The sequence below is a fragment of the Lysinibacillus telephonicus genome (assembly GCF_039654155.1).
In the GTDB taxonomy this organism is placed as follows: Bacteria; Bacillota; Bacilli; order Bacillales_A; family Planococcaceae; genus Ureibacillus; species Ureibacillus telephonicus.
This window is the reverse complement of record NZ_CP155468.1, coordinates 1,114,037-1,140,289: the sequence shown is the minus strand read 5'-3', so window position 1 is coordinate 1,140,289 and position 26,253 is coordinate 1,114,037. Positions and strand designations below refer to the sequence as shown.

General features: G+C 34.4%; 21 protein-coding genes. 6 read left to right on the top strand and 15 right to left on the bottom strand.

Going from position 1 to position 26,253, the window contains the following annotated elements; genetic code table 11:
- Positions 1-83 precede the first annotated feature (83 nt).
- The 5 genes from MKY04_RS05330 to MKY04_RS05310 form a co-directional block, all read right to left on the bottom strand.
- Positions 84-1,256, bottom strand: a complete 1,173-nt coding sequence (locus MKY04_RS05330; protein ID WP_346235482.1) for a DUF418 domain-containing protein — start codon at positions 1,254-1,256, stop codon at positions 84-86.
- Positions 1,257-1,381: 125 nt separating this feature from the next.
- Complete coding sequence (addA, locus tag MKY04_RS05325) at positions 1,382-5,104, bottom strand: helicase-exonuclease AddAB subunit AddA (protein WP_346235481.1); 3,723 nt, start codon at positions 5,102-5,104, stop codon at positions 1,382-1,384.
- The gene (gene addB, locus MKY04_RS05320; protein ID WP_126295461.1) at positions 5,082-8,606 is read right to left on the bottom strand and encodes a helicase-exonuclease AddAB subunit AddB; all 3,525 of its coding nucleotides are present in this window, start codon (positions 8,604-8,606) and stop codon (positions 5,082-5,084) included. Before addB ends, addA begins: the two co-directional genes overlap by 23 nt.
- Positions 8,607-9,015: 409 nt before the next feature.
- Positions 9,016-9,669, bottom strand: coding sequence for a TVP38/TMEM64 family protein (locus MKY04_RS05315; RefSeq protein ID WP_126295460.1), 654 nt, complete (start codon positions 9,667-9,669; stop codon positions 9,016-9,018).
- A gap of 12 nt (positions 9,670-9,681) precedes the next feature.
- A complete protein-coding gene (locus tag MKY04_RS05310) occupies positions 9,682-10,233 on the bottom strand; it encodes a helix-turn-helix domain-containing protein (protein WP_126295472.1) in 552 nt (183 codons plus the stop codon).
- Positions 10,234-10,589: 356 nt separating this feature from the next.
- On the opposite strand from MKY04_RS05310, the gene MKY04_RS05305 reads away from it, so the two are divergent.
- From MKY04_RS05305 to MKY04_RS05295, 3 genes are all read left to right on the top strand, one after another.
- A complete protein-coding gene (locus MKY04_RS05305) occupies positions 10,590-11,312 on the top strand; it encodes an AzlC family ABC transporter permease (RefSeq protein WP_126295459.1) in 723 nt (240 codons plus the stop codon).
- Positions 11,309-11,632, top strand: coding sequence for an AzlD domain-containing protein (locus MKY04_RS05300; RefSeq protein WP_126295458.1), 324 nt, complete (start codon positions 11,309-11,311; stop codon positions 11,630-11,632). Before MKY04_RS05305 ends, MKY04_RS05300 begins: the two co-directional genes overlap by 4 nt.
- 282 nt (positions 11,633-11,914) lie before the next feature.
- On the top strand, positions 11,915-12,619 hold the full coding sequence (locus MKY04_RS05295) for a DUF4362 domain-containing protein (RefSeq protein ID WP_346235480.1): 705 nt from the start codon (positions 11,915-11,917) through the stop codon (positions 12,617-12,619).
- Positions 12,620-12,927: 308 nt separating this feature from the next.
- Here MKY04_RS05295 and MKY04_RS05290 read toward each other — a convergent pair whose 3' ends face one another.
- Complete coding sequence (locus MKY04_RS05290) at positions 12,928-13,347, bottom strand: hypothetical protein (protein ID WP_126296401.1); 420 nt, start codon at positions 13,345-13,347, stop codon at positions 12,928-12,930.
- Between the two features lie 359 nt (positions 13,348-13,706).
- Between MKY04_RS05290 and MKY04_RS05285 the strand changes: the two genes are divergently transcribed.
- Positions 13,707-13,913: a hypothetical protein gene (locus tag MKY04_RS05285; RefSeq protein ID WP_126296402.1), complete on the top strand. Its 207-nt coding sequence runs from the start codon at positions 13,707-13,709 to the stop codon at positions 13,911-13,913.
- A 392-nt stretch (positions 13,914-14,305) separates the two neighbouring features.
- Here the strand turns inward: MKY04_RS05285 and pruA are convergent, their stop codons facing one another.
- The 7 genes from pruA to MKY04_RS05250 all read right to left on the bottom strand — a co-directional run bounded on the left by pruA (position 14,306) and on the right by MKY04_RS05250 (position 21,197).
- Positions 14,306-15,937: an L-glutamate gamma-semialdehyde dehydrogenase gene (pruA, locus tag MKY04_RS05280; protein ID WP_126296289.1), complete on the bottom strand. Its 1,632-nt coding sequence runs from the start codon at positions 15,935-15,937 to the stop codon at positions 14,306-14,308.
- A gap of 476 nt (positions 15,938-16,413) precedes the next feature.
- Positions 16,414-16,791, bottom strand: a complete 378-nt coding sequence (locus tag MKY04_RS05275) for an SET domain-containing protein (protein WP_126296290.1) — start codon at positions 16,789-16,791, stop codon at positions 16,414-16,416.
- A 234-nt stretch (positions 16,792-17,025) separates the two neighbouring features.
- A complete protein-coding gene (locus tag MKY04_RS05270; protein ID WP_185807839.1) occupies positions 17,026-17,706 on the bottom strand; it encodes a DUF3169 family protein in 681 nt (226 codons plus the stop codon).
- A complete protein-coding gene (locus tag MKY04_RS05265; RefSeq protein WP_126296292.1) occupies positions 17,703-17,909 on the bottom strand; it encodes a helix-turn-helix transcriptional regulator in 207 nt (68 codons plus the stop codon). Before MKY04_RS05265 ends, MKY04_RS05270 begins: the two co-directional genes overlap by 4 nt.
- 162 nt (positions 17,910-18,071) lie before the next feature.
- Positions 18,072-19,124: a site-2 protease family protein gene (locus tag MKY04_RS05260; RefSeq protein WP_346235479.1), complete on the bottom strand. Its 1,053-nt coding sequence runs from the start codon at positions 19,122-19,124 to the stop codon at positions 18,072-18,074.
- A 327-nt stretch (positions 19,125-19,451) separates the two neighbouring features.
- Positions 19,452-20,024: a hypothetical protein gene (locus tag MKY04_RS05255; RefSeq protein WP_126296294.1), complete on the bottom strand. Its 573-nt coding sequence runs from the start codon at positions 20,022-20,024 to the stop codon at positions 19,452-19,454.
- Between the two features lie 282 nt (positions 20,025-20,306).
- The gene (locus MKY04_RS05250; protein WP_346235478.1) at positions 20,307-21,197 is read right to left on the bottom strand and encodes a DMT family transporter; all 891 of its coding nucleotides are present in this window, start codon (positions 21,195-21,197) and stop codon (positions 20,307-20,309) included.
- A 194-nt stretch (positions 21,198-21,391) separates the two neighbouring features.
- Here MKY04_RS05250 and MKY04_RS05245 point away from each other — a divergent pair, with 194 nt between their 5' ends.
- Complete coding sequence (locus MKY04_RS05245) at positions 21,392-22,270, top strand: LysR family transcriptional regulator (RefSeq protein WP_126296295.1); 879 nt, start codon at positions 21,392-21,394, stop codon at positions 22,268-22,270.
- Between the two features lie 308 nt (positions 22,271-22,578).
- On the opposite strand, the gene MKY04_RS05240 is transcribed toward MKY04_RS05245, so the two are convergent.
- Positions 22,579-23,814 carry an IS110 family transposase gene (locus MKY04_RS05240; protein ID WP_346234646.1) on the bottom strand — a complete coding sequence of 412 codons (1,236 nt, stop codon included), beginning with the start codon at positions 23,812-23,814 and terminating at the stop codon, positions 22,579-22,581.
- A 722-nt stretch (positions 23,815-24,536) separates the two neighbouring features.
- Positions 24,537-25,475: a chlorophyllase/cutinase-like alpha/beta fold protein gene (locus MKY04_RS05235; protein ID WP_126296326.1), complete on the bottom strand. Its 939-nt coding sequence runs from the start codon at positions 25,473-25,475 to the stop codon at positions 24,537-24,539.
- A gap of 133 nt (positions 25,476-25,608) precedes the next feature.
- Here MKY04_RS05235 and MKY04_RS05230 point away from each other — a divergent pair, with 133 nt between their 5' ends.
- Positions 25,609-26,115 (top strand): TetR/AcrR family transcriptional regulator, encoded by a 507-nt coding sequence (locus tag MKY04_RS05230; protein WP_346235477.1) that lies wholly within the window; start codon positions 25,609-25,611, stop codon positions 26,113-26,115.
- The last annotated feature ends 138 nt before the right edge of the window (positions 26,116-26,253 follow it).

Sequence of the window (26,253 nt, the reverse complement as noted above, 5' to 3'; positions counted from 1 at the left end):
ATACTTCGGACATTTACGAGTTGTTGATTTCACTTTTATATTTACTACTTCAATACATCTGTCGGTTTACTTTCTACTGAAAATTACTGCCTTTTAATTGGGGGATAAACTATTCTTTTTACTGCTAATTCAAGCGGACCTTGTTTAAACTTAGTAAACCATAGTTCTGCAAGGATTACTTGTACTACAAAAATTCCAATTGCAATAAGCGTACTCATTTGAACATCAACTTTGCCATACAGTCCAAAGCCAAAATTATAAAATAGTATCGTACAAATAATTGATTGCATAATGTATAAAGTTAATGACATTCTTCCAGCTGTTGCAATTGGTGTAAGTAGTTTAGCGGCTGTTGGCAATAAACAAATGCTTACAATTAGTGCAATATAGCCAATTGATAAAATTGGACCACCAACATAAACCTTTAAATAATCTAGTATATAAGTACGTGTAAACATAAATGGTGCGCTTTTTATAAATAAGCCTGCTGCTACAAAAATGATTGCGAAACTTATCCAAAAGATTTTCAATTCTTTTGCACGTTCGATTAAACGCCATTTTGCTGCTGCTGCACCAATTAGCATATAAGGCAATATAGTTACTAAAGATGAAATCCACATGCCTATGCTCATTTGTACCGATAAATCTTTTAATCTTTGAACAAATGCATCGCCCCAGCCACCAACACCATATGCTGTAATCGCACTATTAATTAGCGCAATATCGACTGCCGGTGTTTCATACTCTGCACTCATCATGCCTGCAAGAGCATATATTAACAGAATAAAAATATGCATTAAACTATTAATAATGATTCCAAATGTCAGCAACCATCCGCCGCTAAAACGGATAAATAATAACAGGAAAAATCCGCAAAAGGCATACATCGTTAAAATATCGCCCCACCAAATTAAAAATGCATGAATTAGGCCGAGACATAATAAAACAATAAGCCTTTTGGGCGCAAACTTATAAAAGCTAGTCCCCGTACGTTCTGCCTTCATATACTGCATAGCTAATCCATAGCCAAATAGCATTGAAAATAAAGGATAAAAGCTTCCTTGTACATAAATATCCAGTGTTTGATGCCATATAATATCTTCTGCACTTGTAAACCAACTATTTAAGTCTAAAACATGAGGCATCGGTAAATAAAATCCAAACATATTTACTAGCAAAATGCCTAGTAAACTAAACCCGCGCAAAATATCAAGAGAGTCAACCCTCTCATTTAATGTTGTTGGTTGAAAATTCACAATTCGTTCTCCTTTATCTATCCGTCTAGTTCAAGTAAATCTATCTCTTATTTTACAATATTTATAATGCTCCTTGAAAAAAACAGTCTATCAATTTTTAAAATTAATAGACTGCTTTATATTATTTAATCAAGGCGGATTTCTTTTTGCGCATTATATAAATACAATACTTTTTCATCGACCTTGATTTGCAGAATCGATTCAACTGCTTCACTATAAATTCGAAGCTGTATACCATAACGCTCATTCATTGTATTTATTAATGCGGGCTCATCTTGGAATGACGGCAATATTTTATCAGTTTTATAATCTAACAATACCCATTTCCCTTGTTCATCTTCAAACAAGCAATCCAATATCCCTTGTACAATTTGGGAATCACCTTGTTCATCTACTCTACTTAATGTAAATGGTACTTCCCTGAATACTTGTTTCGCATAAATAAATCGTTGCCCGATTGGCGCTGAGAAAAATTGGATTACTTTTTCAGCTTCTACTACTTTAGCTTCTTCTTCCGTTAACAATTTCTTTTCAATTAACGTCTGCAAATATTGCTGTACTTCATCGACATAATGGAGCCCTTCCTTTGGAGCATGCTGCATCACAGTATGGACAACTGTACCAATTTCGGTTGCAGACAGTGCTTTTTCCTGTAAAAACATTGGCCGCTTCGTTGCACTCGAAGTTTTATTCTGAACAGTGTATGTTTCAGGCTCCTCTTCACGCTGCATCGTTTCAATTCTTTTTATTTCAGAAACGCTAGTTTTAGATTTTTTTGTAATTGAATGTTGAAATTGATAAGGTGTTAAAAAACGTTTTTTTAATTCATCTACCAACTTGAGATCAACCTCTTGTTGGAATGTTTGTTCCGTTTCGCCTTCTTGTTGTGAAAGTGATGTACTCATAAATAGCGTATTTGAAATAGCAGTTACATCCCATTTTGATGGATGTACAATTGGCGTGTATGGTTCATCAGTAAAGGGTTCAAAACAACTATGTCTAGCAACAGCAGGTCCAATCCAATCTAAATAATTTTTAGCACGTGCCCGAATATAGTCTGGCAGCATATCTTCATGTGGAATACGCTGTGCTTCACACCATGCCTGACGTGTTTTATCCCAATTTTTCACAGAACCAATTAAAATAAGTCTCTCTTTTGCACGCGTCATTGCTACATATAAAATACGCATTTCTTCTGCTTTCATTTCCAGTATCTTTTTTTCTTTCATCGCTAAAAAAGGCAATGATGTATACATTATACGGTCATCTGGATCTATCGCTTTGACGGCAAGTCCAAATTGTTGGTCAAATAAGTAAGAATTGCTAAAATCCATTTGGTTAAAGCTTCTTCCTAATCCTGCAACGAAAACAACTGGATATTCCAAACCTTTAGAAGAATGAATCGTTACTAGTCGAACAACATCATCCTTTTCACCAATAGACTTCGCTACACCTAAATCATCCCCGCGAGATTTCATGCGATCAATAAACCGCAAAAAACGGAACAATCCTCTGAATGAAGTTTTTTCGTACATTAGAGCGCGATCATGCAGTGTACGCAAGTTGGCCTGACGCTGCTTGCCGTTCGCCATTGCTCCTACCATCTCATAATAGTTTGTATCGATATAAATTTTCCAAATTAAATCTGATAGCGAACCTCGACGTGCTAAATTTCTCCATGTATTTAGTTGGTGTAAAAACGTTTGTAATTTCTCAGCAGTAATTAAATTAATGCCGCTTCTTTCTTCTTCAACAAACTGTTTTACTGCCTCATAAAATGGAACCTTTTTATTTACTAATCGAATAGCTGCCAATTCATTTTCAGTACAACCGATAAATGGAGATCGCAAGACAGAAGCTAGCGGAATATCTTGATAAGGATTATCAACAACCTTTAAAACATTTAACATTACCATTACTTCAAGTGCTTCAAAATAACCTTTTGAAGACTCAGCATACAACGGAATCCCTGCAGCTTTAAATTCCTCAACTAAATCACTTGACCAGGTCATAGAACGCATTAAAATAACAATATCACTATACCGCATAGGGCGAATTCGTTTCTCTGGGTCTTTTTGCTTTGCGTCATATACCGTTGCACCATTATCCATAAGCTCTCGAATTCGCTTAATAATGAAACGTGCTTCCTGCTGGGACTTTTTCATCTCTTCCTCAATGATTGCATCCATCTGCTCTTCATCATCTAAATCGGAAGTGTCTTCCTCTTGCTCCTCATATAAAATCGCTAGCTCGATGGGCATATCAACTTTATTATAAGGAGCTCCTGGTTTTAAACCTGCTTTTTCGTCATAGGCAATTTCTCCGACCGTCTCTCCCATAATTTGTTCAAATATAAAATTCGTACCGTGCAGAACTTCCTCCCTACTGCGGAAGTTAGCATTTAAATCAATTTTTAATCCATTTGAAATTGGTTCCTCTTCAAACAAATTATATTTATTTAAGAAAAGCATAGGCTCAGCTAAACGGAATCGATAAATGGATTGCTTCACGTCACCAACCATAAATAGATTACCATCTACTTCGGTGCCACTCTTTACTAATTGAAGTATCGTTTCTTGAAGCATATTTGTATCTTGATATTCATCTACAAGTACTTCTTTAAAACGATTTTTAAAATCTTTCGCAACAGGGGAGGGCTGCAATTTTCCATCTTCTTTAACAGTTAAAATTTCAAGTGCATAATGTTCCAAATCTGAAAAATCTACCAATCCCCGCTCGAGCTTAGCTGCTTTAAACTTTTCGCCAAACTGCTCGGTTAATTCAACTAAAGTTTCAATAATTGGCGCCATCAATCGTATTTCTTGCAAGAGCCGTTCAGGCTTTCTCATGAAAAATGCTTCTTTTATTTGTCCAACGACTTTTTTAGCTAGGTCTCGTTTTTTCTTAGCTTTTTCCTGCAGCTCTATATCGCAGCTATCCTTTTTCATTCTAGCTAGAGTGGACCATTTCAGTGTTGAAAAGAAATCAAATGCTTCTTGCCATGTACCATGCTGAATACGGCGTATTGCTTCTTCAATCAATGCAAAATCCAATTCTGCTGTTTCTCCGTATGCAAAGGGTCCATCTGGTTTTAAAGCATACTGGCGAACCTCTTCAATATGTGCTCGAGCCTCTTCTAAACTAAATTTAATCGCACTTTTTAAAGATTCAATATAAGGTAAATCATCAATCGTTATATCATCAGGCAAATCATATTGTGCTGGAAGTGAACGCAACCATTTTGTTGGTTCAGGATGAACTCGAGAAATTTCATACAGTTTATCAATTAAAGTTTCGATTGCTTGGTCATCTCGATCAGAGGTAAAACTATCTACTAATCGGTAAACAGCATTAACCTTTAACTCATCCTCATTGTCATATGCTTCTTCAAGCACCTCTGCAAGCACATCATCACGAAGTAATGCAGATTCCCCTTCATTTGCAATTCGAAAACCTGGATCAATGTCAATTAAGTAGGCATATTGACGAACAATAGCTAAACAAAAAGAGTGCAAAGTTGAAATTTGAGCTTTATTAACTAGACTTAATTGTCGACGTAAATGTGCGTTGCGTGGATCTTTCGCAATTTCTTTTTCCAGCGCTTCTGCCATTCTATGACGCATTTCAGCAGCTGAGGCATTAGTAAAAGTTACGACGAGAAGCTCGTCCACATCAATTGGATTATCTTTCGAAATGACTTTTTCTATCATACGATTAATTAATACTGCTGTTTTTCCTGAGCCTGCTGCTGCAGAAACAAGAGTATCCTGCCCTGTTGCCCATATGGCCTTCCACTGTTCATCTGTCCAAGTAACATCAGGTCCTTTATTTGGAATCGATAGCACCATTGCCCTTCAACTCCTCTCTTATTTTTGACACGATATTAACCGGTTTATCTGATTGAAGCTGATAGTAATGTTGTTCATTGTCTGTCGGGTCAAACTGGCATACTGATTTGAAGCTGCAAAAATCACATGCTGTCTTTCCTTTTAATCTATATGGACGGATAGCAGTTTCTCCATTTAATATACCGTTTCCTGCCGCCTGATGCTTTAACCTTACATATTGCTTTATTTCTTTCATTTCATCAGGTGAAACAATACGTGACATCGATGGTGATGCTGTACCATCCTTTTTTAAATAGACGGGCACAATTTTCGAACTACCACCAAGTTCTAATTCTTCATCCATTGCAATTAAAGACTCAGAGTTTTCAGTGAGCAGCCCTCTCATGCGATATTTTTTCATGCGCTCCAATTCTAATGTCATATCATCTAATTCCTGTTCAATTTTTAAAATTGGATTATGAACATGGACATACAAGACACCCGCAGCATCAGCATCACGATCTAACCAGTTGCTGGCATTCTCTAATGCAACATCTAAATACGTTAATAGCTGTAGGGAAAGACCGTGATACACTTCATTTAAATCTAAATCACGGCTAGAAGATTTATAATCTACCACTCGTAAATAGGATTTATTGCCAATTTCAGCACTATCAATTCGGTCGATTCTACCTCGCAAATGCATTTTACGTCCATTATTTAAATTAATTTCTAAAGGTGGTAGCTGTTCATTCGGCCCGAAAGCTGCTTCTATTGCAATCGGTTTAAAAAATGATAGTTTAGCATGTTGTGACAGTGCTATCATCGTACGTTCAACAATTCGAATTAATTTTCGTTGAATATAACGATAACGGGCACTGCTTAATAGTATTTGATGAGAAAATACCGGAACGATTTGCTCAACAGCTTGCCGTGCTAATTGGCTGCATTGTGTACGAGTCAATCGATTCCACTGCAAGTTTAGACGTTTTGTTTCAAGCGTTATCCATTTTAATGCCTCATGGAACAAATCACCCATAGCAAAATTTTCAAGCCTATATACAGCTCGTTCTTCTAATCGCAAACCATATGTTGTGAAGTGAGAAAATGGACAGCGATAAAACTTCTCAATTCGAGAAACACTGGATGTAAGCTCTGTCCCATATAATTCTTCAGTAATATCTTGAGTTAATTTCTCTGCGACATTTTTCTTTTCCAATGGACGCATTACGGTTTGTAGAACGTGTTTCCAATCATCCGCTTGTTCATAAAAAACTTTTAATGCAAGCCATTCCGGAGCTAGGTTTTGTGAATATTCTGCTTGGCGAAGCTGCATAATTAAAAACGCGAGCGATGTTCTTGGATGCTGAAGGTAGGACAATACGTTTTTAGGATTTAATTCTTCAGCTGGATCAATCAGAACTCTCTTGTGAGGCAATGTCTTAATACCATTGACTTCAAACAATTTATGCAGACGATTTATATATAAGGACGGTAATAACGCTTTACTTTCCTCATCAGCACTTGCATAAGTAACATAAAGTCGATCACTTGGCGAAGAAAATGCACGATAAATCAAAAATGCTTCTTGCAATAAACGATGTTTTGAAGTCGGTGAAAGTTCTGTATCAATATCTGCGAACCAGCCTCTTTCAACATCTGTAATTAATCCTTCGTAATCCATTCGCATTGGATATACTCCATCATTGACTCCGATGACAAAGACAACTTTTTTATTATCAAAGCGTGAAAATTCAACGGTTGCAACTGTTATTTCATCAACAGATGGAGGGATTTTTGAAAACTTGAGCGTATCATACCCTTCATCTAAAATTTGAGCTGCTTCTTCAATTGTTAGTTTTTGATCTCCAAACATAATAACAAATTGATCTAAAACATTAATCCAACGATTCCATGCCTGATCATGTTCACTAGCACCGTGTAATTCATGCTCTTCTAATTCTGTATCTTTTAGAACTTGCAACTTATCATATACTTGTAGTTCATCAATACAGTTGTACAGTGCCATTGCGATATCTCGTCCAGTTTCAGCTTTGGATAAGGCCGCTTGCAATTTTTCAAGAGGGGTTTTTATTATTTCCTTCATTTCATCTATTAGCTGCTGCATTTTGAGTTCTTCATCTGTTTGATGTTTAGAAAAGAACTCTAACCCGCGGTACTTTTTATAAAACCAGCGAGCATCTTCAAACCACCGATATCCGTAAATACCTTGTGCAATGACAAAGTTTTCGAACAGGTCAGCCTTCTCACGCATTTCTTTTAAATCACTATTTAATGGGAAAAGTAAATCTGTTTTAACACTTCTGAATACAGGTTCGTATTGCCAATTGGATGTCATAACTTCTAAAATTGAACGGCTAAACTCGATTAATGGATGATGCAGCATTGGCTTCTTCTCATTAGTAAATACCGGAAGATCGTATTGGGCAAAAATTGTTTCGATTAATGGATCATAAATATCTGCTTGACGATACATGATCCCTATATCTCGATAACGAACTCCCTCTTCTTGTACGATTCGACATATTTCCCGGGCAATAGCATGAATTTCTGCTCGCCGATTTGCCCCTTCAATAATTTGGACATATCCATCTGCTTGAGCAGTTTTAGGGATAGATTCATGAAACTGCTCTTCAACATGTTGCAAGTCATAATTATGGTATCGGTAACAGTTCTCTAAATGAATGCGAGGTTCTATTTCAATTTGAAAATTATGCGCCTCTTGTATTAATTTGTCGTACATAACTGCTGACCGATAAAAAACAGCCTGATCATCATCTTTATCATTTACATCTTCAAAAGGCAATACGACAGTTACTCTTTTTGCAAGGGCTAATAGTTGCTTTACAATTTCAAACTCCCTAACTGTAAATGCAGTAAAACCATCGATATAAATATGAGCTTCTTTTAATTTCTGTGAATTTTGCAGTTGCTCAATTAAAATCGGATAAAAACCATCACTATCGACATAACTATCTCCGAGAACTTCTTCTAATTTATCTAAAATGATTTGTAAATCTTTCGTCTTAGCAATTAATGTATTTGGTGCAGATGTCTGTTCCAGCTTGGTAATGGCTTCGTTTAATACAGTACTGTCGATATTATATTGGCTAAATTCTTTAATTAGCTGTTCAACTTCTTCTGTAAAACCCCGTTTATCTGCTGCTTGTCGGAAAAGTGTAAATTGATCCTTGTTTTCAGCAAGTAAACGGCGAATCAACATCCGGTAGCCAATCTTATCAATTTGTTCCTTCGCAATGCCACCAGTTTCTTGCAATATATACCAGGCAAGTCGTTTAAAGGTCATCACTTGCGCTCTTATAATGCCTCGAATATCGTAATTATTTGTTAGCATATATTCTGCTTGATACGACATTTGATCTGGAACAATTAAGTAAATCGGTGCGCCCAATGGCTGTTCTTTTAATTCCTTCACGATTTCATTATGGATAAGTGTTGTTTTCCCTGTCCCAGCTCGTCCACTGATTACTCGCAACGACATGAAGCATCCCCCTTTTCCCACGTATTATTTCTATTTTATACAAGAATGTATGTTCGAGTCTTATAAATTTTTTATACTTTTATTAATCTTTTATTTTAAGCATCTATAAAAAGTTACAACTTCTATTATAATATTTTTTTAGTATAATTGATAAAATTCCGTATCAATTACCCCTTGGCGTAATTATACCTGCCGCTGTCGTTTTCGGTAAAACTTTATGTGCCCAATTTCGGACTCGTGCTTTGGCCAACACAATGTTGGACAGATAACCATTGTCACGTAGATTTTCTAGTTTACTTCCTTTCCTAACTCCTCTACGAAATCGCATGGTTCTCTGGAGAGGCTTTATCATTCCGTCTTCCGCTCCCAATACAATAAACATCTGTTTTAATGAAGAAAAAAGAGCGATTTATAATAACCGCTCTTTTTTCACTGACATTTTAACTTTCTTTTTTTTATCTTCTCCTTGTTTTAAATCTCGCTCAACTTTTTTGTTTAAATGTTTTTCAAAGCCTTTTCCTATAATCCAAAGCAAGAAGATTCCAATCCCAGCAAATATTAATTTCACCGGATCTGTTAGCAACGCTTTAAGGTCATAGCCTAAAGCACTCATACTCGCAATCATTACGAATTTTCCTGCCATTATCACGAACAAATAATATTTTTTCTTAATATTCGATAACCCAGCGACAATATTTACTAAAACTGAAGGGGTAAATGGAAAACAAAGTAAAATAAAAAGTGGGCTTAATCCCCGCATATCAACCCATTTGATAAGCTTTTGAACCTTTTCTTTCTCTATAAAAACCTTTAAACGAGGATGTCTGCCAAATCTCCTTACAATTAAAAAAACTGCATATGATCCAAGAACCGTCCCAATCCATGATAATAGGAAGCCTAACCACAAGCCATATGAGCTGGCATTGGCAACTACTATGACAACTAAAGGCAAGAATGGCAAGAATGCTTCAATGAAAGGCAATAGAATACCAATCAGCGGTCCAAGTGTCCGATAATGTGCTGCTAAATTTTCAATGTTTTCTACTGTAAACCAATCGTTCACATGTCCCACCCTCTATCGATATTGAATAATTAAATGTAAAATTGAAACCTTATCTGTAGGGTTATGGTAATGATGCTCTTGATGTCCGGAAAATACAAGCGTATCTCCTTCCTCCAGCAGCTCTTCCATACCTCCAGCATGAACAACAGCTTGTCCTTGTATTACAGTTAAAGTTTCCTCTACTCCTTCTGGATGTGCTTCACTCCTATGTATCACACCAGGATCCATTTCAATTTTGTAAAATTCCCATCCACGCTCTGGTGCATATGGAATAATGGAAAAAACTCGGTAACCTCCATCTTCTTCGGAAACAACAGTCGAGGTTTTATCATTGTATTTTTGAAATTGTTCTTTTGGTGGTTGTAGTAATGAAGAGAATGAGATTCGCATACCGGAAGCAATTTTCCAAATGGTCGAAACTGTCGGATTTGAATCACCTTTTTCAATTTGTGCCAACTGTGCTTTGCTTACATTTGTAGCTTTGGCAACATCATCTAAACTTAAACTTCGTAGTTGACGTATTTTTTTTAATTGATACCCTATATTTTTACTCATTTGCTCCATTTTTCTCACCAACCAATTGTTCATTTTAAATGACAAGTGTATACTATAAAAGACAGACTTTTGAAATATTACTGATTATTTTATTATAGTCTAAATTTTCAATCATAGTTAAAAAACATTTTGACAACCGTAGTAAATTTCATATTTCTTATTTATCAGCTATTACTTAAAAGAATTTGTTTAGCTTTATAGTATAGCGATATGTTTATTAAACGATTTTGATTATATTTTGTTTCACATTTCATCTTTGTATATATCAAATTTACATTATTCCTCATGTTTATTAAAGTTACATATTACTAGTTTTTCATTATTTTATTGCAAAATTTAATATTTTTCGAAAGGAAGCGAATCGCTTGAACACACAGGTAAATGTTAATCATTCTCTTACACTTGATACGTTTTCACAAGGTATAAAAGATTGCATCCCAACACTACTAGGATACATAAGTATCGGATTGGCTTTTGGTGTAATTGGAATTACTTCTAATCTATCGATATTAGAAATTTTTCTATTATCTGTGATTGTATATGCTGGATCTGCCCAATTTATTTTTTGTGGATTATATGTTGCAGGGGCACCATTTTCGGTCATTATTATCACAACTTTTATTGTAAATTTACGTCACTTTCTTATGTCGTTAACTGTTGCACCACATTTCACACGTTATTCACCATTGCGAAATATCGGATTTGGTACATTATTAACAGACGAAACCTTCGGGGTAGCTGTCACTAAATTAACAAAGGAAAAGCATCTTGGCGGGAACTGGATGGATGGCCTTAACTTAACGGCATATATAACATGGATTGCCTCATGTACATTAGGCGGAATAGTTGGAAAGTGGCTGCCAAATGCAGAAAGCCTAGGATTAGATTTTGCATTAATTTCAATGTTTGGAGCATTGCTTGTTCTTAACCTTGTTGATTTATCTAAAAGTAAGCTGATGCATTATATAAAGCTTATTGTATTAATGGCTATTATTATGTATTGTTTGCTATATTTCTTACCAGGGCACTTAGCTGTTTTAATTGCAACAGTAATTGTAGCAACAATTGGGGTGGTGACTGAAAAATGACAACAACCCTACCAATGATTTTACTAATGCTCGGCTGTGCAATCGTTACATGGCTGCCCCGGGTGATTCCGTTTATTTTGGTGCGAAATGTACAATTGCCAGATGTTGTATTGCGCTGGCTGTCATATATTCCTGTTTGTATATTAAGTGCTCTTGTCTTGGAATCATTATTTAATGCTGAAAAAAGTATAGTAACATTTGATTGGTTTAATCTCGGAGCATTAATTCCTACTTTAATTACTGCAATTGCAACAAAGAGTTTATCGAAAACGGTTGTTGTCGGTGTATTAACGATGGCTCTTTTACGATATTTCTTTTAAATTATTTCTTTCCCAGTAAATATTTTATATTCAAGTCATTATTCCAGAACCTACAATGCCCTCAGTGTTAAGTAACAATATTGTTTAATTTACAATAAAGTCATTTAAAAATATTAAAGTTGTTTATTCAACAAAAACAGCTAATAGAAGCTGATTGGTATTCAATTATCGGGCGCGATTCTTCAAAAGCGAAGGATCGCGTTTTTTTATTAAGTAAAGGTGCAGGTCAGTAAATTTGTAACTTTTTTCTCATACTAATGTCTAAATCAAGGGGGAGATATTTTGAAAAAGATAATTATTATGCTATCAATAATTAATTTTGTATTAGTTGGCTGTTCTCAGGAGCCAAAAAGTCAAATAAGCGAACCAACAACTGAACAGAATGTAGAAACAAACTTTAAAACTAAAATAAACCATTTAGAATTAAAAAAGGCAGAAGAAATAGAGGTTTTTGAAAAGGCGTTAAGTGATTCAAAAAAAGAGCCAGGCATCGTCAATATGACTAATCCACAATATCAATTTAGCCTTGGTGAAGATTCATTTTTTCTCTGGATAAATGAAAAGAATGGAACAATAATGAACACAAATGATACACACACAATTTATACTTTATCAAGTAGTTCAGTTAAAGAAGTCTATGAGTTTGTTAATAAAGCCCAACCGCAAAAGATTGAAGAAGTAGTTTATGGACATATGGATATTCAAAATTTAGAGGGGTTAGATAAATTTATTAACAATGTAGAAAATCAAAATGAAGCAATATTAAATTTTATTCAGTATGGGACAGAGGGACAGCTTGGAGTTAGGACATTAACGTTTGATGGAGAACAAGTGTACGTTTTTCATAGTGTAGATGGAAATTTTATTGAGGAATACAGTTGTAAAAAATTAACAGTCCAAACTGAAGAAGCGATAAAAAAGTATATTCTTAGCGAATGTACGGGAAGTTTTAATGGGGATTTTGAGTTATTATCAGTTCCAAATTAATCAACCAATCGTGCTTTAAACTATTTTGCAGTTTTTGTGTTCTTAAATAATTTACAATCGTGCGCTTTAGTTTAATAAGCAACAGTAGAAGAATGATAAGAAAAAAAGAACTCGATTCCACTGAATAGGAATCGAGCCATATAATTAAACCCACCAGCACCAATGTGTGTTGCAACGTATACTCGACACATTGTGAGACTGTCGCGTGGTGTAGTTAGGTATAAGTAAAATAAAAAATAGTTGTGTTGAAAATCCTTATGTGAATCTCAACCTCTCTGCTTTTTTAATTTAAATGGCTAGTTTTTGTTTTATTTATTCAATTCCTTATATAAAACATATTTCAAAGCAGAAATTTCATCTTCAGACAGTTTACCTTCAATTTCAGATAATACTTCATCCTTACTAATTGAACCGTTTTGCACTTGTTCCTGAATCTCAAGTAAACGATTAACGCCCACTTTTTTTATTAACACACGTGTCGCTTCTTCCTTAGTTTGGAAAGGAAGAGTATCCGGATTTGTAGTTGCTGCCTCGTTTACAATTTCTTGAACGTTCGGATCGTTCTCGATATAGGATTTTACTTCTTCTAGATTTTCGTCATCTAAAGTAGATTCCACTTTTTCGATTATTTTTTCGGAAGCGATATTTGTCCCAAAATGCCACACAGCATAGCCAGCTGCTCCGAGTAAAACAAGGATACTAGCGGTAATTGTTAAAAACTTTTTCATCAACTCACTCCTGACACTTTGAATATAGCACAACTTCTTAAAAACCACGAGGAAAAGATGTTTCCTATAATTGATTTAATTACAATTATTTGTGAACCCCGAGGAGATAAATTTTCACCCTAATATTATAGATAGCAAAATTATCTATTTTATTGTACGTCCATATTTCCATCTGGGTACTTGTTCTACAATCAACGCTTTCCTTGAATAAGGATAGTGTATTTTCATTAAAGGACTTTTTCTGGAATAGCAATTGGATATTTATGTTAAAATAAAAAACGAATATTAAACGTAACATAGTGTGTATTCTTTGAACAATGAACTTTTAAAGAAACTACAAAAAGGTCAGGGGGATAGGCGTGGGGGATATTCTAGAGATATTTACAGGATTAGGCTTTTTCCTAAATCCAATATTTGCGATAGTTTTCTTTATTAACCTTGTTGAGATAAATAAGAAACTCATTAAAGGAAATGAATCGGACATTAGCAAGAACGTGCTATGGTTTGTTATATCTGGGACATATATTGTAACTATCTTAACCTGGATGTTTGGATTTCCGAAATAGTTCGCTTGTTTCTAAACAAGGAAAAGTAATCACTATTCCTGGAACTCAACAATTGGATGCGATTGTAAAATAAAGCTTAAATCTTCAAACGACTTTATTGTTATATTTTTTAGTATAGTGAAGTATCTTACATCAAAAATTAAATAACTTTATTGTCACGTCATACTCAGCAAGCAATTATAAGTAATAGAAAAACTGTCCCAAAAGTATTTATTTCCAAACTTCTAGGACAGCTTTCTTATTTAAAATCCTTTAATTTCAAGTTCTTTATACTTGTCGCTTCGCTTTTAGTACAAATAATTCAGATAAATTTCGTCTGACGGCTTAAGCTTCCGTCGCAGAAAAAGGGACGTCTCACACTTTTATGAGACGTCCCTTTTATATACTATAAATTATTCTTCATCCATAAATGGATATGCGATATCTGTAGTTGGTGCAAAGTTTTCTTTAATAACGCGAGGAGTTGTCCAACGAATCATGTTGAATACAGAACCTGCTTTATCGTTTGTACCAGAACCACGAGAACCACCAAATGGTTGTTGGTTAATCATTGCACCAGTTGGTTTGTCATTGATGTAGAAGTTGCCAGCTGCGCCAGATAAACGTTTTTCTAAGTGCATAATCGCTTGACGATCTTGTGCAAAGATAGCACCTGTTAATGCGTACATAGAAGCTGTATCTACTGAATCTAATGTTTCTTCTAATTTATTATTATCATAAACATAAATTGTTAATACTGGTCCAAAGATTTCTTCTACCATTGTTTTGAAGTTTGGATTTGTTGTTACGATGATTGTAGGTTGAATGAAGTAACCAACTGAATCATCATAAGTACCACCAGCAATAATTTCTGCTTCTTCAGATGCTTTTGCATATTCGATATAGCTTGTAATTGAATCAAATGCAGCTTTATCAATTACCGCACCCATGAAGTTTGTAAAGTCACGAGTATCCCCAACTTTAAGTTTTGCAGTTTCTTCAATTAAACCAGCTTTTACTTCTTCCCATAGGCTAGCTGGGATGTAAGCACGTGAAGCTGCTGAACATTTTTGACCTTGGTATTCAAATGCACCACGAACAAGGTTAGCTACGACTTTGTCTGCTTGAGCAGTTTCGTGAGCAAATACGAAGTCTTTACCACCAGTTTCCCCAACTAAACGAGGGTATGATTGATAGTTTGCAATGTTCTCCCCAACTGTTTTCCAAATAGTTTGGAACGTTGCTGTTGAACCAGTAAAGTGGAATCCAGACATACGAGGATCTGTTAATACTATTTCTGAAACTTGTGAACCACGAGATGGTACGAAGTTGATTACACCTTTTGGTAGACCTGCTTCTTCTAAAATACGCATAAAGTAATAGTTTGCTAGAATAGAAGTTGTTGCTGGTTTCCAAACAACTACGTTCCCCATCATTGCCGGAGCTGATGGTAAGTTACCACCAATTGCAGTGAAGTTAAATGGAGAAATCGCTAATACGAAACCATCTAATGGACGGTAATCTAGACGATTCCAAACATTTTTCATACTATCTGGTTGGATTTGATATACTTGGTTAGCATAATCAACACCAAAACGTAAGAAGTCTGCTAATTCTTGTGCTGAATCGATTTCAGCTTGGATAACTGTTTTTGATTGCCCTAACATAGTAGCAGCATTCATAACGTCACGGTAAGGACCAGAAATTAAATCAGCAGCTTTTAAGAAGATCGCTGCGCGGTGTTCCCATGGCATATTAGCCCATGCTTCTTTAGCAGCCATTGCTGCTTCAACAGCATCACGCAACTCTTTTTCACCAGCTTCTGAATAGTTAGCTAAAACATGTTGATGATTATGTGGCATAACTACTTGCTTCACTGTGTTTGTTTTTATATTTTCACCATTAATAATCACAGGGATATCCACTACGATACTAGATTGGCGTTGTAATTCTGCTTTTAATGTTTCTCTTTCTTTTGTACCTGGAGCATAAGTATTACCAGGTTCATTCTTAGGTGTTGGGATTTTAAAAATTCCGTTGCTCATTATTTCACATTCCTTCCTGATGATTAAATACTCTGTCATTATATCATAGACATATCCGTCTATATTGATAAATTATAACATACTTATTCTATTTTTTTACCTTTCAATTCCTTTACATTTTTTAGCAGAATTAAAGTTGAGCCTAGTATTATCTAATAAATCAAAGATTGCATAAATTATTAAATCCTTGTTAATTTTTTGACAAATTATCACCTAAGCATAAAACACTTATCTTAAAGCTAAAAAAATTATTGCAATAACCTATTTTATGTTTAATTTTAAGAGGTATATTCTGCTATGGCAGTAAACCTAAACAATATTCTAGTAAATTAAAAAAGCGTTAATCCTACTCCCTGGATCAACGCAACGGTAAGCCACAAATCATACTTCCTAACAGATAATATTTAAACATAAATAGTTTACACTTCATTTAAATCCTTTATCACGGCAACCAAACTAATCGGAAGTAATACTTTTTATTCTTGATCAAACCATAAAAGCTCTTTATCATCAACATCGCCGTTATAATTAATTAGAATCTCTTCTCCTGCTTTAATATCTTTAAAAGCATAGAAGTCAAAAGTATGATTATTGAAATTAATTTCATAAATCGCATTCGGTTCATAGGAATGATTAAACAACATTCCATAACCAAGAAGAATTGCAGTATGGTTTATTCCGTATTCAAATGCATAATCTGCGAGTATAGTTTGCTCAATGTATTGATGCTGGTCGTTTGGATAAGATATAACAGGGGCTTCATGAATAAGTACCCCTTTTTTAATATCACAAGTAGCAAATACCCCTCTATTAAATTCTCCGTTACTTATCTGAGATGTCTTTATTTCAATAATTTTAATCGCCTACTTACTTTTTAATTTTCTTTATTACTTTAACATTAAATTGAACATATAGCTCCTTTTACCCTTTTTAATTTACAAAATAGACTTCCTTTTTAAATCAATAAGATTAATTCTAATTAGAATAACTCTTTTTTCAAACCCGCTCAACTGGACTAAAATTTAGTAAACAATTTAAGTATCGTCATATTCCCAACCCTCTCTACGCTAAATTACGTTCCAAAACGATTACCTCTTAGGTTTTAAACTAAGAGCGAAATATGTTTGAATAAATAATAAAATACAACCGATTCCAACAATGCTTATTAATTGTGACTGCTCTGTAAAGATGGAATAGAACATTAATCCAAATCCTAATAATATTAGCAATAAAATTAACCAATAGTATAACTTATACAAGCCTTTTAACATTAGATATTTTTCACCATCATCAAAGCTATCAAAAAGTTCTTTTTGGTAAGTTGGCGAATGTGGATCTGGAAGTTCAAAATTAGGATTCGAATAACGTGTTAAATAACTAACAAGCACTAGGCCAAGAAATGATGCAATAAAAAGACAAATTGAATATAAGACTATTTTGGGGTAATAATCACGAACAAGCATAAATCCTGATATAAAAGAAACAAACGAAATAGAAAATGCAACTTGCACCCAAATTACAGTGCTATAAGATTGCCTCTCCACAAGTAATAAACGCTCATCCTCTTCCTCATCGCTCATCTTTTTTACACCGTTTACTTGAACAAATACCCCGTAAAAACTGGCTATTATTAAGCAAAGTAAACAACTGATATTGGCCAAAACCAATAAATTATAAGTAAGAGTTTGTTCTTTTATAAAACCCAACCAATTACTCAAGGAATATAGAAATATAACGAGCAATGAAATTGGTAATAAAAACTTCTTCACAATAATTCCTCCTCTGAAAGAATAAATACATCTTCAACTTTTTCATTAAATACCTTTGCAATTCTCACCGCGATAAGTAAAGAGGGCATATACTCTTCCCTTTCAATTAGACTAACAGTTTGTCTAGATATCTTTGCTCGTTTTGCAAGCTCTGACTGATTTAACCCATCTCTTGCACGAAATTCTTTGAGTCGACTTTTCACTTTCAACACCTCCAATAAATTTTATGTAATAATTTCCATTTTGACAACTATTATAGTCAAAATGACTATCTTTATTTTCATACAAAAACCGTGCTACAAATTTTTTGTAACACGGTTAAATACTTTTATAACTCTCTTGAATTAAACTATTCCATTAATAAATTAAATATCCATTCCCATAATTCTTTTCATTTCCTCGGACTCCATGATTATAGAATTTCCAAAGTAAGTACTTGCCGCTAAAAATACAACTAACCCCATATAAATTACAAATAATTTTAGCTTTGTTTTATTGTCGGTTTTATAATATGCTGCCTTTCGTTCGAATTCATTCTTTATTTTATGAACCTGTTCATCGAAGCGTAATAGGAATTCATCTATAATCTCTCTATCTTGCTCTTCTGTAGTTTCCAATTCTTCTACTTTATTTAAAATATTAAATGTCTCTCTCAATTGTTCGTTTAAAATATCCTTTTTAAACGAACCTGCATAATATGTAAAATTACTAACTGATGCTCTTTCAGAATGTTCTCTTAACAGATTGTTTGTCGTAATATAGGATGATACTTCCTTTTTATCTTTCGCAAGATTTTTTTGTTGCTGATAAATTCTATACCACTCCATCGCACCAATTATTGTTATGATAAATCCTAATATACTAAAGTTATAGATTGAATATCCAAGGAGTATGATTAATCCTACCGCCCATAATTTTGTGCTAATCCCAGCAGCAATCCGTCCTCCATCTAAAGGTGTTATGGGAATTAAATTAAATAAATTCAATAATCCTCCTAAAAAAATAACAAGCGCCCAAAAAGGATCCTCACTATAAAAATACAGTGGAAATGCTGGCAAAAACGCAAGAAGTCCGAAAACCGGCCCCATATAAGCTAAATACGCTTCATCTTTAGCACTCTTTGGCATTTCTTTCATAGCAATGGCGGCTCCAACAAAAGGTATAAAAATAGCTGGGCTTACTGGTAATTTAAGTCTTTTCGCAGCATATGTATGTCCCATCTCATGTATAAATATTAAATAGACGAATGCAACAGCGAATTTCCACCCATATATTAGTGCATACATCCATAAATAAATAGCCATACTAATTAATGTTTGCAGCTTTAATACCTTCAAAATGACTAGAACAAATTTAAATTTTGATAAAACTAATAAACCTAATGTAATAATTACTCCCCAAGCTTTTTTATTCTTCAACGTTTACTCCACCTCAAATTCATAATGTTTGAATACTAATCTATAACCTTTAGTCCGACGAACGTTACTGCATAACTATTGTGAATGCAGATTGCCCTTCCGTTATAATTCAAAATTCTATTAGAATGGATAAATATGAAGACACTAACACCTTATAAGTCTCAAAATATATGAAGATATCGATATACACAATTACAAAAAATCCCAAGAAAAAACTCAGTTCTTTATTATTAGAACCAAGCTTAATATCTTTCCTTTCATAACACCTAAATTATTATCCTAATATTTCAGCCTTAGCATTTAAAGAGATCCTTCTCAAATTTCACATTATCCAATTGTTAAAGCATAAAAAATAGCAAACATAATAATGGCGAAGCCAAATACAATTCCAAGAACAATACTAATTATGTTCCATTTCCTATTATAGGTCTTAAAATCCTCTTCAGTTGTTCCTCGGTCAACCTTACGAATATGCAATAACATTGTAGTGTTCAATAAAATTAATAAAAGGATTAATAATCCACTAAAAAAAAGTAAATCTACTTCCATAATCGTCTTTGAATTAAGATTAAAGAAATATTGAAAAAAGAATAAAACACATAAAAAGATACTCCATATTCGATTACTTTTTCTTTGTTTTATCCACTCTTTCCCCATCTTGCTCTTTTCATAAATGTTTACTTGTTCAAAAATAGGAATGAATGATTTTGTTGAAGATCCTTTCACCATACTCAAAATTACTTGAATAAGCATCAGAATACCCACTAATAAATATTGAGTTGAAATTGTTATGTTAACATTGTTAATAAATACAAAATATAACATAAGCATAGTTATAAATAATAAATTAGTTACAAGCATTTGCTTCTTTCTCATTGCCTTTAGTTCAGTTGTATCCATCTCCGTCCCCCTAGAAAATAGGAATATACCAAAATAACAATATGATGAAACTAAATCTGCTCATTTTACTCTTTGAAAATATTGTCCTAATCCAATTATACAATATGTGGAAAATAATCCAATGATAACTACACTATTACTTCCATAATCTTTGAAATCGTTCGTTTCTATTAAATAATAAAACATCTCCCCTCTAGACTATCATTGAAGGAAAGATGCTTATAATTAGAATTTAATAATCTACCATTATCTTAATAAAACTTTAGTTACTTACCAAAAACCTTATTCACTCGAGACTTTTTCTTGTCCTTTTTGCCGAAACAATTCTCCAAATGCTGCACCTCCTAGAATCAACACAGCTCCTGCTACTTGAACAAGACTTAACTCTTCTCCTAAAATTGCAGCTGAAAAAATCAGTGCCGAAAGAGGCTCCAAATATCCAAGAATTGACACTGTCTGTACAGGCAAACTTCCAATAGAAGAAAAGTAAAAATAGCACCCGATTCCAGTACTTGCAACACCTAAGACAAGTATAGGAATCAAATTTCCATCCGAAATGTTAACTGAAAATCCTTGTTTTAAACCTATAAAAATTGCCACCGTTATAAAGCTTATAACTAACTGACACATAGCATTTTCAAGTCCCGTTATACTGCTTGCCTTTTTATTAAAAATAACCATAATAGCATACGTGATTGCCGATAACATCCCTAAAATTAATCCCCAAGAAATTTTCCCCTGAACAAAAGCTTGCCCGTTTACACAAAGCATCCCCAATATTACAGCAAGAAATCCAACCACTTTAGCACTTGTCATTTTCTCCCTAAAAATAAAGGGAGAAAGCATCATGACGATAACAGGGCCACAATAATAAATAAGTGTGGCTATACTTACACCAATCTGTGCAAATGCTTCAAATAAAAATATCCAGCTTGCTCCCATCGCAACCCCGGAAATAACTAAATACAGTAAATGTGATTTATTTCCCCAAAACTGTAATTTTTGCTTTGACAGGAAAAATACTATAATGAGAAAAATGCTTCCAATCAAAGTCCGTAAATAAACAATTTCATAGCTATTCAATAAAATATAACTTGCAACAATTCCGTTAGAGCCAAATAACAGTAATGCGACTACATATTTTACATAAGCATTCTTCAATATACCCACCATACTTCCTTCCTACTTCATTTTATTTGTGAATAACAGGTGGAATGTATTCCTGCAGGAGTGTTATCTAAATCCACCTAATTTTGGTATTCAAGCTTGAATTTTCAATAGCAATAGATTAGCATAGCTTTACATATTACAAAACCGAATGTTTCTCATGTTATCTATGACAAATTAGAATGTTAAAGGTGGAAGTTATGAATATCCAAAAATATATCGCATTTGTTAAAGCAGTAGAATATGGAAGCTTTACAAAGGCAGCTCAAAGCTTAAACTATACACAGTCTGGCATCAGCCGTATGATTAGCGATTTAGAAACGGAATGGGGAGTTTCTCTTTTGGAAAGAGGACGAGGAGGTATTAGTTTAACTTCAGATGGCTTAAAGTTATTTCCTCAATTAAAGAGAATCTGTAATGAGCACGAAATTTTAATGATGCAACTCGAGGACTTACATGATATACAGTCCGGGATGATACGTATTGGAACGTTTTCAAGTGTGGCAACCCACTGGCTTCCCAATATGATTAAATTCTTTAGGAAGGATTATCCAAATATTGATTTTGAATTGCTGCTAGGGGATTATACAGAAATAGAGAATTGGATTATAGAAGGACGAGTTGACTTTGGATTTTTGCGGCTACCATCAAAAGAGCAATTTGAAACAATCTTCTTAGAGCAAGACCGTTTACTGGCAGTGATTCCTGAAGATCATCCACTAGCTAATTGCGAAAAGTTTCCAATCAGCGAGCTACTAAACAGACCATTTCTGCTATTAGAAAAAGGGGCAAAAGCAGAAATCTCCGAAATTTTTGAGAAGCATCAAATATCACCGCAAGTTCATTTTACAACATGGGACGACTATGCCATTATGTCGATGGTGGAAAATGGTCTAGGGATTAGCATACTACCAGAATTAATTTTGCAGCGCATCCCTTACCAAATTATTGCGAAAGAACTCGAAATCCCTGCCTATAGAAATATAGGAATTGCTATGCGAGAGCAAAAATCACTTTCACTTGCAGCCAAAAAATTTTTAGAATATGTATCTTTTAGAAAAAAAACTAAAAAAGTGTAATCTATGAAATCAATTATTATCCAAGTTGGATTAATTCCCGTTTTAAATAGGCCTCCCAATTTAAGAAATACATCAAGCTAATTAAAGTTCCCAGAAAAATAAAAACTAATAATTTATAATAAAGTTCGTTTAAAATCCTGTGTTGAAAAAAACGCAGGATTTTCTCTTATTTCACAAAACCAGCTAATAGATTGTCAATAAAAATCTTTTAAATTAAAAATCGCTTCATGCTATACTAAAAATGCACAACTCAAGTAACCCTCCGAATCTAATTTGGAAGGTTTTTGTTTTATTTTCAAATAATGTTACTAATTAGTTTCTTGGAATGGTGTTTTTGATTTTAACATCGCATAAATCCAGTGTAAAAGCTTATTAGCGCAAGCGATAATAGCTACTCTGTATGGTTTACCTTCTTCGCGTTTCAAGTCGTAGAAGGCTCGTAATCTTTTATTTCGTGCTATAGTTTCGTCAGTTGTTTTCTTTTTACGGCTATCACGAATAGAGCAGCGAACCGCTGTGTAAAGCATACGGCGAAGCCGAGCTGAGCCACGTTTGGTAATATGATTTTTTGTACCTTTAAAGCGTCCTGATTCAAACACACTTGGATCAAGTCCTGCAAAGGCAACTAACTTTTTTGGATGACTAAACCGATCAATTTCACCGATTTCAGAAATAATCGTTGCAGCGATTTTTTCACCTACACCGGGAATTGTTTGGAGTAGTTCATATTCTTCAAGTTGTACCGCTAAATCATCAATCTCTCGTTCTAACGTAGAAAGCTGTTGGTGGTACGCTTGAAGTAAATCTATATACATATTCAGACTGACAAGAAGACTATGATAAAGGGTTGACTGAAATGGATTGCGTTCTCCAGCAGCGATTAATTCCTCTGCTTTTTCATGCGCCCAATCAAATGAACGTGCTTTACAATGCATATTAATAAACTGGGCAATTTCTTCTACACCTGCTTTTAAGACAGACTCGGAGGTAGGGAAGGTTTGTAAAGTTTTTAATGAAATTTCGGCATATAAATTCCCAAAAACTCCTTTGTATTCAGGGAATACTTGATCTAATACTGCTTGGAATTGGAGCTTAGTTTGAATCATAATTCCTGTCATGTTTTCATGTTGCCTTGTCAGATGCCGAAGGTTTAATAACTGAATACCACGTTTCTTCTGAGGTTCTAAATCCTCTTTGTAATATAGTTCACCTAAGTGATAAGCATCAATGGCATCTGTTTTCGTTTTCCGTAAGCTAGAGCTTTTCGCTCGGTAAGATACCAACGGATTTACGATAATCACAATATACTCTCTTGCTTCTAAAAACTGAACAACTGGGGCATGATAATGGCCAGTTGATTCCAAAACCACAGGTGGTTTCATCCCTGTTTGACGCTCTAAATCTAGTAAATAAGAGTGTAACTCTTCTAATCCTTCTACCGTATGTTCAACCTTCACACTGTTTTTATAGGGCATTTTTTTATCCAAGAACATTTGAATCTGACTTTCACCTTTTGCGACATCCAGACCGACAACTGGATTCATTTAAATCTCCTCCTTATGTAGTGAATTGACCGGTAACCTCCATCTATCTTGTCATTCATATCTTCGCTTGTTATACGGGATCGCTATAGTCCCAACCAGCCTAATCATGTGTTAACAAGTAGAGGGCGAACAGTTTTGTGGACGGGATCAAGTCCCACGGGCCAGAACGTTCTACCCCGGCTACTATCAATCTATAAATTGAATAAAAAATAGTCAACCAGATTTCTCTGGCTGACCTTATAATACGATAGGGCCAGATTGTGGAGGGCACCTTTAACAAAATTGGATATTTATATTAAAATTTAGGTAGATTTTTGTTGATGAGCCCAATGTGCTTTATTGGTACGATAAAAAGGATGAAGTAAAATTGTACAAATTGGGATTTATGAACCAAATGATGATTATGAAACAAAGTTCAGGCATGTTGAATAAATAATAAAACTTATTAAGCTAACGGGGCTTTTAGTAAATAACTGAGAAACTATATTGCAGCTTTTGTGTCTTTCAATAATACAATCGGGCGCAATTCTTGAAGAAGAGGAATTGTGCTTTTTTCAGTTATAGGGCCATATTGTTGAATAATACGACTTGATCATTAAATTCACTTAAATAAGAATGTTATTTAAAATAAGTAATCAGAAAGTCTATTTGAGAAATACTTTTAAATAAACCCCATATATTTGAGAAAGATGGGGTTTTTATTGATGCTATTAATATACAAATTATCGATTGATTTCTACGTCCTGCCAGTTGGTATTAGACAGAATTTCTGCATCATCACCGAAAAACACGTTTTCAGCTTCTTTATCATCTTGCAAATAATACCTGAACCATGCCGTCATGTAACCGTCTGCCAAAGGAAGCATATCACCATGATCGGTATTGACACGTCTGGCGTAAATTTTTGTCACATCGTCAGAAATAGCTTGATAGTTTTCTTGAAGAGAGAAAAGTGGCGCAATACCAGAATTTTTATCATCACCAGCATCGATTTTCAGTGTTCCAGCAGTCATAAAGTATGGAATATTGATTTTGCTGACGTCATACTGCCACTTTAATCCTTCCGCTAGAGCAAGATGGGGTGTGCTTGCAGTGTAAATTGTTTTATAGCTGTTTCCGTTTTCTTGAGCGGTTACAGCATTAATTGCACCTACACCACCTTGAGAATGTCCAGCAATACCAATATTATCAATGTCTATTTTTCTATAAAAGATACTGCTATCAGTATTGTTGAGTTCTAACATAAGTTCAAGACTTTTTGCTGAGGATATACCATCCCATGAGCTTTTGTCTTCGTTACCAATAACAATGAAGCCCCAAGATGCTAAGTGGTCAAAAATAGCCTCATATTTAGATGCTGGTACACCAGTACCGTTTGCCATTACTACCAGTGGGTATTTATTGCCACCTTTTTCTAATTTGGTAGGATACCAAATCTTGTAACTTCCAATTTTTTCATCTCCAACATCCTGCTCCCATGTAGAGACCACATAGTTTCCCTTAAGCGTATACTTCTGTTCTAGTGCTTGATTCGTTGTCATAACTTCCTCAAAGTAATTTTCCTTTACGACAGGCTGACGAGAAGCAAAGATAAATAAAAAAATCAATGCAACAATGATTCCTAAAACAGTTAATACCAAAATTTTGATAGCTTTTTTCATAAATCATAACCTTCTTTCCTCTTGACCTTCACCTGAGACACTTGTATCATCGAGAATGAAATGAGTGTATCATTAGCTCTTGTCCATCTACAAGAGGTTTGGTGAAAATGAGACAATTACGAGGTTTTGCATCATGAAAAATGAAGTAAAACTTTCCTATGTGCAGCAACAGATTACGGATTCTTTGTTGAGATTGATGGAACAGTTTCCTTTCGAAGAAATTACAGTTACTCAGATTGTGCAGAATGCTGGTGTTGGAAGGACATCTTTTTACCGAAACTATAAAAGCCGTAAAGATGTCATTTATCACTATATGATGTTATTAATTAAAACATGGGGAAAAGAATTTGAAGCTATAGGAGATCCCGATTGGGCTGGAAGTTTATTAAGGCATTATTACAAGTACAAGGATTTCTATTTGCTGCTTTATCGCTGTGGGCTATCACATTATATTTTATTAATTATCAAAGAAGTGGTTGGTGTGGAAAACGAATCACAGAATGTTCCTGCTTATATGAAAGCGTGGTTTGCTGGAGCTCTTTTCGGCTGGATTGAAGAATGGATTCGCCGAGGTATGCATGAAACCCCAGAAGAAATGCAAGCGTTGTTGGAGACTAAAAACTTTGGGCATAACTTATAAATAGAAGCAGATTGTTATTCCACAATCGGGCGCATTTCTAGAGTAAAGGATCTGCGCTTTTTTACATTTAAAGGCCAGATTGTGGAGGAAACAGTAAACGAAAGATTACTGTTTAAAGATTATTTGAGAAGTGTTTCA

What these genes read in the sequence shown, in the direction of transcription:
- addA (WP_346235481.1), bottom strand. Translation starts at nt 5,104, where the DNA reads ATGGTGCTATCGATTCCAAATAAAGGACCTGATGTTACTTGGACAGAT.
- addB (WP_126295461.1), bottom strand. Translation starts at nt 8,606, where the DNA reads ATGTCGTTGCGAGTAATCAGTGGACGAGCTGGGACAGGGAAAACAACA.
- MKY04_RS05310 (WP_126295472.1), bottom strand. Translation starts at nt 10,233, where the DNA reads ATGGAGCAAATGAGTAAAAATATAGGGTATCAATTAAAAAAAATACGT.
- MKY04_RS05300 (WP_126295458.1), top strand. Translation starts at nt 11,309, where the DNA reads ATGACAACAACCCTACCAATGATTTTACTAATGCTCGGCTGTGCAATC.
- MKY04_RS05290 (WP_126296401.1), bottom strand. Translation starts at nt 13,347, where the DNA reads ATGAAAAAGTTTTTAACAATTACCGCTAGTATCCTTGTTTTACTCGGA.
- pruA (WP_126296289.1), bottom strand. Translation starts at nt 15,937, where the DNA reads ATGAGCAACGGAATTTTTAAAATCCCAACACCTAAGAATGAACCTGGT.
- MKY04_RS05255 (WP_126296294.1), bottom strand. Translation starts at nt 20,024, where the DNA reads ATGGATACAACTGAACTAAAGGCAATGAGAAAGAAGCAAATGCTTGTA.
- MKY04_RS05250 (WP_346235478.1), bottom strand. Translation starts at nt 21,197, where the DNA reads ATGGTGGGTATATTGAAGAATGCTTATGTAAAATATGTAGTCGCATTA.
- MKY04_RS05245 (WP_126296295.1), top strand. Translation starts at nt 21,392, where the DNA reads ATGAATATCCAAAAATATATCGCATTTGTTAAAGCAGTAGAATATGGA.
- MKY04_RS05240 (WP_346234646.1), bottom strand. Translation starts at nt 23,814, where the DNA reads ATGAATCCAGTTGTCGGTCTGGATGTCGCAAAAGGTGAAAGTCAGATT.
- MKY04_RS05235 (WP_126296326.1), bottom strand. Translation starts at nt 25,475, where the DNA reads ATGAAAAAAGCTATCAAAATTTTGGTATTAACTGTTTTAGGAATCATT.
- MKY04_RS05230 (WP_346235477.1), top strand. Translation starts at nt 25,609, where the DNA reads ATGAAAAATGAAGTAAAACTTTCCTATGTGCAGCAACAGATTACGGAT.